Source organism: Mesorhizobium tamadayense (assembly GCF_003863365.1).
GTDB lineage: Bacteria > Pseudomonadota > Alphaproteobacteria > Rhizobiales > Rhizobiaceae > Mesorhizobium > Mesorhizobium tamadayense.
In genome coordinates this window covers 1-7,578 of the sequence record NZ_RQXT01000105.1, presented here as the reverse complement: position 1 = coordinate 7,578, position 7,578 = coordinate 1, and the positions used below count along the sequence as shown (strand labels likewise).

Sequence of the window (7,578 nt, the reverse complement as noted above, 5' to 3'; positions counted from 1 at the left end):
GCGCAAATTTCAGTCCATGCCAAAGCTATCTTAGCGCCTATGTCCCTCGAGGGGGAGATGGCCGGCAGGCTAGAAGGGGTCGCACGCGCCGCGCGCCTCTTTTCGCACGCAAGGGCGCCGGCACTCTATGTGAGACGACCCCCTCTGTCGCCCTCGGCGACATCCCCCCTCAAGGGGGGAGATCGCCCGCCGCCACCTACCCTTTCAACCACCCAGCGATGCTTGCCGATCCGGCGGTTGCGGCTGAAACCCTGCGCTTCGAACATCGCCAGCGTGCCGTTGTGCAGGAAGGCGCCGGCGACCGAGCGTCCTTGCGCATCCTCCGGGTAGCTTTCCACCGTGCCGCCGCCGAGGCGGCCGATCTCGGCCAGCGCACCGGCAAGCGCCGCCGCGGCCACGCCTTTGCCGCGAAAAGCCTTGTCGGAGAAGAAGCAGGTGATGCGCCAGTCCGGCAGCGCCGTCAGCCCCTCGCGATAGGCGCGCTGGTGTTTTATGCGCGGCAATTCGCCGGTCGGCCCGAACTGGCACCAGCCGACGCAGGCCGGGCCATCGAAGACGAGCGCGGCATGCGCCCGGCCGTCGCGCACCAACGCCTCCTTCGCGGCACGGTTGCCGGCGGCGCCAACGCCCTTGGCGTGAAAGGCCATGCACCAGCAGCCGCCCCACACGCCGTTGTGCCGCTCGACCAGCGCAGCGAAATGCGGCCAGGTGGTCATGTCGAGAGGTTTTGTGCTGAAGCTCATCGCCACCTCCTCGGTGGCGAGGATAACCGATCCGGGGAGACTTTAAGCGGGGTATCTCCCCTCTTGAGGGGGAGATGGCCGCGGAGCGGCCAGAGGGGGGGTCGTCTAACGTCAATCGCCGACATCGCCAATCATCCTGTCCCCGACCGCAGCGCCTCCCTGCCCTCGTCGTCGCGGCGCAGGCGCTCGTCGGAGATCAGCACCACTGGGCACGGGCAGCGCTGCAGCACGCCGCTCGTCGTCTCGCCGAAGATGAGCTCGTCGCCCGGCCGGCGCGCCACGCCCATGACGATCAACGCCGCCCGCCTGCCGGCCTGGCGGGCGATGGCATCGGCGGCGGCGGCCCTGCTGCGGATGGCGGTCTCGACCTCGACGCCATAGCGGTCGGCAAGCGCGACAATATCTTTCAGCACCGCCTCCCTGCGGCGATGCGAGACGGTGTCGCGCGGCTCGTCGCGGCTGGCCCGCGCAACATAGAGCATCCTGACCGGCGCCCCGGTGACAGCGGCGATGGCAAGCGCCAGTTCGGCGCCGCGGCGCGCATTGGCGGTGCCGTTGACCGGCACCAGTATCTTGCCCGATCCCGGCCCGAGCCGCGGCATCTGGCGACCGGCGCCGGCCGGCTTCAGCACCAGGCAGAGTGGACCGTCGAAGGCGCCGACGATCTCGTTCAGGCGGTGCGAGAAGCCGCCCTTCGAAGTCACCGCGCGGCCGAGGCCGATCAAGAGCATGCCATAGCCCTTGCGCACTTCCTTGGCGACCGCCTCGGCCGAGAGCGGAGCATCGTGCCGGCGGCGCGTGAGGGGGGCTTCACGCGCGGGCTGCTCGTCGGCTTGCTTCGCCGCTTCGCGGCCCTCCTCGGCGCCCTTCTCGATTTCCTTGAGATGCGCCGCCTCGCCGGGCTCGACTTCGCTTTCGCCGCGGGCATGCAGCACCGTCATCGGCTTGCCGGCGCCGACCACGCCGGCAAGGTAAGCGGCGAAGCGGCCGACCACGCCTTCGTCGACCACCACCAGCAGCCGCTCCAGATTGGCGATGAAGCCGCGCTGGTCGACCTCCTCGCGCTCCAGCCTTTTCTTCTCCGTCTCGCCCATCGGCAGCCGGCCGAGCGCCCAGCGCAGCGTCGGCGGCATGGCCAAGGTGGTGATGACGGCCATGGTGACGATCATGGTGAAGAGGTTGTGCGAAAGCACGCCGATCGACAGACCGATAGAAGCGACGATGACCTCGGTCGAGCCGCGCGCATTCATGCCGCAGCCGACGGCGATGCCCTCGGCACGGCTCATGCCGGCTGCTTCCGCGCCGATGAAGGCGCCGCCGAACTTGCCGAGGCTGGCGATCGCCACCAATGCCACGGTGAGCAGCGCAAGCTGAGGGTCCATGAGCACGGTGAGGTCGGCCGAAAGCCCCGCCACGCCGAAGAATACCGGCATGAAAAGTGCCGTGATCAGCCCGCGCAATTGCCCCTCGATGTGGCGCGACAGGATCGGCGACTCGCCGATCAGTATGCCGGCGACGAAGGCGCCGAGCACGGTATGCACGCCGATCAGGTCGGTGATCAGCGCCATGGCACCCATGATGGCGAGGATGACGGTGACGACCGCATATTCGGAGTGGAAGCTGTCGTTGGTCCAGCGGATGGCGTCGAAGACCATGCGGCGGCCGAGCGTGAAGGAAAAGGCCATGAAGGCGGTGACGCCGGCGAGCGTGAAGGTAAGGCTGCCGAGCTCGATGCGACCGTGCGTGGCGATGCCGATGGTGATGGCGATGATCACCCAGCCGATCGTGTCCTCGATGATGGCGGAGGAGACGATGATCTGGCCGAGGTCGCGGCGCATGAAGTTCATCTCGCGCACCACCATGGCGACGATCTTGACCGAGGAGATCGACAGCGCGGTGCCGAGGAAGAGGCCGGCGACGACGCGCTCGCTGCCGGGGGCGAGCAGCGCATCCGGCATGAACTGCGCTGCCACGAAGCCGAGCACGAAAGGCACCGCAACGCCGGCGGCGGAGATGGAAAAACAGGCGCGGCCGACCCGGCGCACCAGCCTGAGATCCGTCTCCATGCCGGTGAGCAGGAGAAGCATCAGGACGCCGAGCTGGGCGATGGCGTTGATCATCGATTTCTGCGCGGCATCGCCGGCAAAGACCAGCCGCTCGGCCTCGGGCCACAGCCAGCCGAGCAGCGAAGGCCCGAGCAGGATGCCGCCGATCAGCTGCCCCATCACCGCCGGTTGGCCGAGACGCTCCAGCAATTCGCCGATGCCGCGGCCGACAAAGAGCAGCAAAATGATTTCGAGAACGAAGATGCCTTCGCTGGACATGCCGGTTTTTTCGGCGGCGAAGACGACGGCCGGCGTCAAAAGGAACGCCGCCGCCGCAAGCATGAGGGAACCCGACAGCGACCGGCGCCGATTGAGCGTGAAGGACAAACTTTGCACCCCTCGATTATGCCTGGCCATAACGGATTGGCGAGGGCTTCGGTTGCACGCGTCCTCAATCTCCCCCCTTGCGGGGACCTTGCGGGGGAGATGCCGCCGGAGGCGACAGAGGGGGTCGCCGCGCGTGGAACGCCAGCGCCTTCTGTGCCGAGACGACTCTACGTGAGACGACCCCCTCTGGCCGCTTCGCCTCAAGGGGGAGATCGGCACAATTCGATTCAAATGCGGCCGCTGATTTTTGCTTTTGGGTAAAGCGACTCGCGCATGGTCTAGACACGGCGGGCAACAAGGAGAAGCTAATGAAAAGCGACTTTGCCGCCGCCCACCTGCACCTCGACAGGGCCTGCCACTACCTTCGCGGCGACGACGAGACCAGCCGCGCGGCGCTTGCAGCGCTCGACCTTGTGATCGAGGCGGTCGCTACCGCCCAATATGCCCGGCCCGAGGCCGAAGTGGTGCCGTTTCCGGCGGCTTCAAAGCGGGCCCTGCCTCCCATCGCATCCTGACTTATCCGCCTGACAGGCGGGAACGTTTTTGCCGGCCGCACGTTGTGGCGGATGGGGTGTGGCCGGCTCGTTTGGCCGGCCACGGCGGAGGCGCGTGGCAAGGGGATGTCGCAGCAGGTCCAGACCATAAAACCAGCCGAGGCGGCCGCGGCGCCGCGCGGGTCCGACGCGTTCGCGCTCAAGCTGACGTCTTCCGAATTCGCAACCACGATGTCGCATTTTCACCGCGCCGAGATTGCCCGCATGGCCGGCTGGCGCGACCGGCTGGACCGCACCAGCAACTGGGCGATCACCGTGGTGGCTGCGATGCTTTCGGTGTCGCTATCGACGCCGTCGGCCCATCACGGCGTGCTGCTCTTCGCCATGCTTTTGATCACGCTGCTTTTGTGGATCGAGGCGCGCCGCTATCGCTTCTTCGATGTCTACCGGGCACGGGTGCGTCAGTTCGAACGCTATTATTTCGCGCAGATATTTTCGCCGCAGCCGGACTTCGCCTCCAATTGGCTGGCCATCGTCGGCGAAGGCTTGCGCTCGCCGCGCTTCCTCATCACGCAGCGCGCGGCGCTGATCCGCCGGCTGCGCCGCAACTACATCTTCATGTACACGATCCTGATGCTTGCCTGGGTGCTCAAGATCACAACGCCTAGCCTGTCGCGCGAAGGCTCGCCGATCGGCTTCGGCGCCTCGCTCCTCGATACCTTCCGGGTGGCGACGTTCGGTCCAATCCCCGGCGCCGTCGTTGTCGCCGTCGTCGTGGTATTCTATCTCGCGATGCTTGCCGCTGCCTTCCTGATACGCGCCGACGACGGCGAGCTGTCGTTCGGCGACGTGCATGTGTGAGCCTTTGGCGCGGTCCTGCAATTGCGACTGAAGTCCAGCACCCGACTGCATTGCACGGAACACTGAACCCGATGGCACCCGCGCGCCAATGGGCTGCGCAAAGCAATGACTACGATGAAACTTTCGCCACCCTTCCCAGTTTGGTTGGAAGGAGGATTTTAACATGACCGAAACCGGTGAAAGCAGTTCCCACAACCGACTTGACGACAAACAGCTCGTCGCCTTGCTGAAAGAGAAAACGGGAATTTCGGACGCTCAAGCCAAAAAGCTGATAAAAGCGGTCGGACGCGACCGCCCCACGCTTTTGCGAGAAGCCCGAATCATAAGAGCGATGCATTAAAGCATCTAGTTGAAGTGGCTCGTGCACAGGCGGCGGCCGGCAGCCCGCCTGTACGGCGCCAGCCATCGACTCGTCTGCAATAGCCTTGGAATGCGCCGCTTGCTCACAATCCCGGAGGCCTGACGAAACCGTCGGTAAGACGCGCCAGCGCCTTGGCGGCCGCCAGCAGCTTCATGTCCGAATGGCGGCGGCCGACGAGCTGAGCGCCGATCGGCAAGCCCTCCCGTCGAGGCCGATCGGGATGACGGCGGCCGGATGTCCCGTCAGGTTGAAGCGGCAGGCGTGGCTCAGCGTGGTCCAATAGGCGTTTCGACTCCGTCGACGGGGATAGGCATTCCCATCTCGCGGTGGCGGAAGGCAGTGCACATCATCGCCATGGTTTCGGAGTGGCCCACGATTGTATTCACTCCCTTCCCTTCAATTCAACGAAAGCGCCGTGCGGAACTCCTTCGCGGTGTTGCGGTTGGGGTAAGGCTCGGCCGGCACCGGGACGCCGAGATGGGCGCAGAGCGGCTCCCAGCCGTCGCCGAGCTTGTGGACCAGCAGGCGCTCGGCCGGCACGGTGTTGAGCACCGCCTCGACATTGGCCTCGTAAACGGCGATCGCGTGCTCGCGGTCATGCGGCCGGCCGCCGAAGACCTGTTTCGAGACGAGCGAAATGCCCAGTGACTCCTGGTCCTGGCTGTCGGCAATGGCCGGCAGGATCGTCTTTGCGAAACTCTCCCACCAGCTTTCGGGCGAGCGCCAGGTGAGGATGACCCGCGCGTGGCGGTAGGCTTCGATCAGTTCGCGCCAGTAATGCGCCGAGGGCCAGTCGACGCAGGATTTATAGCCGGCAAAGAGCCGGTTCCAGTCCGGCGCAGCACCCCTGGCCAGCGCCCGCCAGAGCCGCTTCTGCTCGTCATGCGCCATGACCTCCGACATATGGTGGCACGGACCGAAGCCAAGCATCGTCAGCGCCTCGCGCATCGAATCCGTGCCGGTCCGGCCGAAGCCGGTGCCAATCACCCTGATGGTCATTTCCCCCTCCTTCCCCTTCCTCGATGAGCGCGCGGCGGTGCGATCAACTTTCCTGAACCACGAGCCGCAAGCGATTGCCCTCCGGATCGGCGGTCTCGACGGCGCCGCCGATCTTCTTTGACGGCGCATTGGCGGCGTCGAGCCTCAGCGCCACCGCGGCAAGCTCCTCCGCCGAGGCGAGCTCGACCGTGAAATGGTCGAGACCGGCGGCATTCGGCGGCGGCTCGCGCAACTCCTCGCGCGCCCAGATGTTGAAGGCGACCATGTGCGGCCGGCGCGTGGTGCCGCAGTCGAACATGCCGAAGGTCCTGGACTGGATATGCGGGCGGAAGCCGAGCACGCCGACATAGAATTCCATCAGTTCCTCCGGTGCGCGGGCGCGCAGGTGGACGTGGCCGATGAAGGCGTCTTCGGCCATCGCCGGTTCGACATGGCCGGAATCGCCGAGGTCGCGCAGCAGGCCCGGGACGTCCAGCGGATCGAGCCCGGAATGCGCGCTGCCGTCGGCGGCAATCAGCGCCACGCGGCCGTCGGCCGACACTTCGCGGCGCAGGAAACGCTCCGGCGTGTCGAAGCAGATCTCGATGCCATTGCCGGATGCATCGGAGACATAGAGCGATTCCGAAATCAGGTGATCCTGGGCGCTGTATCTCAGGCCCGACGCCTTGAGCCGGGCGGCGGCGTGGGCGAGGTCGCGGCGCGTCGTCACATGGATGGCGACATGGAAGAGACCGCGCGATTTCTGCGGCAGGGCCACCTCCGCTCCGGCATGGAGCACGATCAGCGTCCGCCCGCCGGCGCCGAGCTCCGCCGTGACGGCATCCCCGCCGACGAGCGCCAGTCCGAGCGTGTCGCGCCAGACGGTCAAGGCGGCCGGGATGTCGGTCACCCTGAGATGGACCGGCCCGAGACGGGTGGCTTGAGACAGCAACCCTTCGTCCATCGTCGTCCATCCGATTGCGGTCGATGGATATATTAGCCCTGAATGATATTTCTGTCTCGCGCCAAGTTCGGGTTGACCCCTCCCCGGCGGGCGGCGACTATCGCCGAAGATAATTTGCTTTCACGCAATTCCGGACGAAGAACCGCTGGACGCTTCTTCTGGAAATACTTTGATCAGGAGGAATCCCATGGACGAGACCGACCACTGGCGCAACATGGCGAGCGCGCCGCGGGACGGCAGCCGCATCCTGGTGACGGTGCGCTCGTCCGAACAGGGACCGGCCGAGGTCGACATGGCTTACTGGTCGCGCGCCGACCAGTTCGGCGAGGAAGGCTGGCGGGCCTCCGACTCCTCGCCGGGCCGCATCGTCGAATACGCCGAGCCGGAACTCAGATGCTGGATGCCGCTGCCCACGGCGGGACGGGGGACGATGCCGAGCCCCTGGGAAGGCGATGATGTGCCGCTGGTGGATGGGGAGGGGATTTAGCGCCGTTCCCTTCTCCCCTTGTGGGAGAAGGTGGCCGAGCGAAGCCCGGACGGATGAGGGGTGTTGGAAGGATCGCTACGCTGAAAGCGTGAGCGCAGAAAATCCTTCAACTTTTTCACGCCTCATTTCTTCCAGCACCCCTCATCCGTCTCGGCGCTGCGCGCCGATCCACCTTCTCCCACAAGATGCTATGAGGGCGTGGATGGCGGCGTGATGTTTCGCCAGGATTGGTTTTCCACCCACGCAACAAGGGAGAAA

At 65.9% G+C, this 7,578-nt stretch carries 8 protein-coding genes; 4 read left to right on the top strand and 4 right to left on the bottom strand.

The window, feature by feature from the left end; genetic code table 11:
• Window positions 1–125: 125 nt before the first annotated feature.
• The gene (locus EH240_RS36215; protein ID WP_206075385.1) at window positions 126–743 is read right to left on the bottom strand and encodes a hypothetical protein; all 618 of its coding nucleotides are present in this window, start codon (window positions 741–743) and stop codon (window positions 126–128) included.
• 131 nt (window positions 744–874) lie between these two features.
• The gene (locus tag EH240_RS36210) at window positions 875–3,130 is read right to left on the bottom strand and encodes a cation:proton antiporter domain-containing protein (protein ID WP_167484316.1); all 2,256 of its coding nucleotides are present in this window, start codon (window positions 3,128–3,130) and stop codon (window positions 875–877) included.
• 353 nt (window positions 3,131–3,483) lie between these two features.
• Here EH240_RS36210 and EH240_RS36205 point away from each other — a divergent pair, with 353 nt between their 5' ends.
• The 3 genes from EH240_RS36205 to EH240_RS38395 all read left to right on the top strand — a co-directional run bounded on the left by EH240_RS36205 (window position 3,484) and on the right by EH240_RS38395 (window position 4,870).
• Window positions 3,484–3,690, top strand: a complete 207-nt coding sequence (locus EH240_RS36205) for a hypothetical protein (protein WP_125007135.1) — start codon at window positions 3,484–3,486, stop codon at window positions 3,688–3,690.
• Between the two features lie 105 nt (window positions 3,691–3,795).
• Complete coding sequence (locus EH240_RS36200; protein ID WP_125007134.1) at window positions 3,796–4,530, top strand: DUF2270 domain-containing protein; 735 nt, start codon at window positions 3,796–3,798, stop codon at window positions 4,528–4,530.
• A 163-nt stretch (window positions 4,531–4,693) separates the two neighbouring features.
• A complete protein-coding gene (locus EH240_RS38395) occupies window positions 4,694–4,870 on the top strand; it encodes a hypothetical protein (RefSeq protein ID WP_167484315.1) in 177 nt (58 codons plus the stop codon).
• Between the two features lie 417 nt (window positions 4,871–5,287).
• Here the strand turns inward: EH240_RS38395 and EH240_RS36195 are convergent, their stop codons facing one another.
• Together EH240_RS36195 and EH240_RS36190 are read right to left on the bottom strand one after the other, a co-directional pair.
• Window positions 5,288–5,890, bottom strand: coding sequence for a sulfotransferase family protein (locus EH240_RS36195; protein ID WP_125007133.1), 603 nt, complete (start codon window positions 5,888–5,890; stop codon window positions 5,288–5,290).
• Window positions 5,891–5,933: 43 nt separating this feature from the next.
• Window positions 5,934–6,833, bottom strand: a complete 900-nt coding sequence (locus tag EH240_RS36190; RefSeq protein WP_125007132.1) for a VOC family protein — start codon at window positions 6,831–6,833, stop codon at window positions 5,934–5,936.
• Between the two features lie 187 nt (window positions 6,834–7,020).
• Here EH240_RS36190 and EH240_RS36185 point away from each other — a divergent pair, with 187 nt between their 5' ends.
• Complete coding sequence (locus EH240_RS36185) at window positions 7,021–7,320, top strand: hypothetical protein (protein ID WP_125007131.1); 300 nt, start codon at window positions 7,021–7,023, stop codon at window positions 7,318–7,320.
• Window positions 7,321–7,578: the final 258 nt, after the last annotated feature.

Excerpts from the sequence above, each read along its gene's own strand:
- EH240_RS36210 (WP_167484316.1), bottom strand. The coding sequence starts at position 3,130 with ATGCTTGCGGCGGCGGCGTTCCTTTTGACGCCGGCCGTCGTCTTCGCC.
- EH240_RS36195 (WP_125007133.1), bottom strand. The coding sequence starts at position 5,890 with ATGACCATCAGGGTGATTGGCACCGGCTTCGGCCGGACCGGCACGGAT.
- EH240_RS36215 (WP_206075385.1), bottom strand. The coding sequence starts at position 743 with ATGAGCTTCAGCACAAAACCTCTCGACATGACCACCTGGCCGCATTTC.
- EH240_RS36185 (WP_125007131.1), top strand. The coding sequence starts at position 7,021 with ATGGACGAGACCGACCACTGGCGCAACATGGCGAGCGCGCCGCGGGAC.
- EH240_RS38395 (WP_167484315.1), top strand. The coding sequence starts at position 4,694 with ATGACCGAAACCGGTGAAAGCAGTTCCCACAACCGACTTGACGACAAA.
- EH240_RS36205 (WP_125007135.1), top strand. The coding sequence starts at position 3,484 with ATGAAAAGCGACTTTGCCGCCGCCCACCTGCACCTCGACAGGGCCTGC.
- EH240_RS36200 (WP_125007134.1), top strand. The coding sequence starts at position 3,796 with ATGTCGCAGCAGGTCCAGACCATAAAACCAGCCGAGGCGGCCGCGGCG.
- EH240_RS36190 (WP_125007132.1), bottom strand. The coding sequence starts at position 6,833 with ATGGACGAAGGGTTGCTGTCTCAAGCCACCCGTCTCGGGCCGGTCCAT.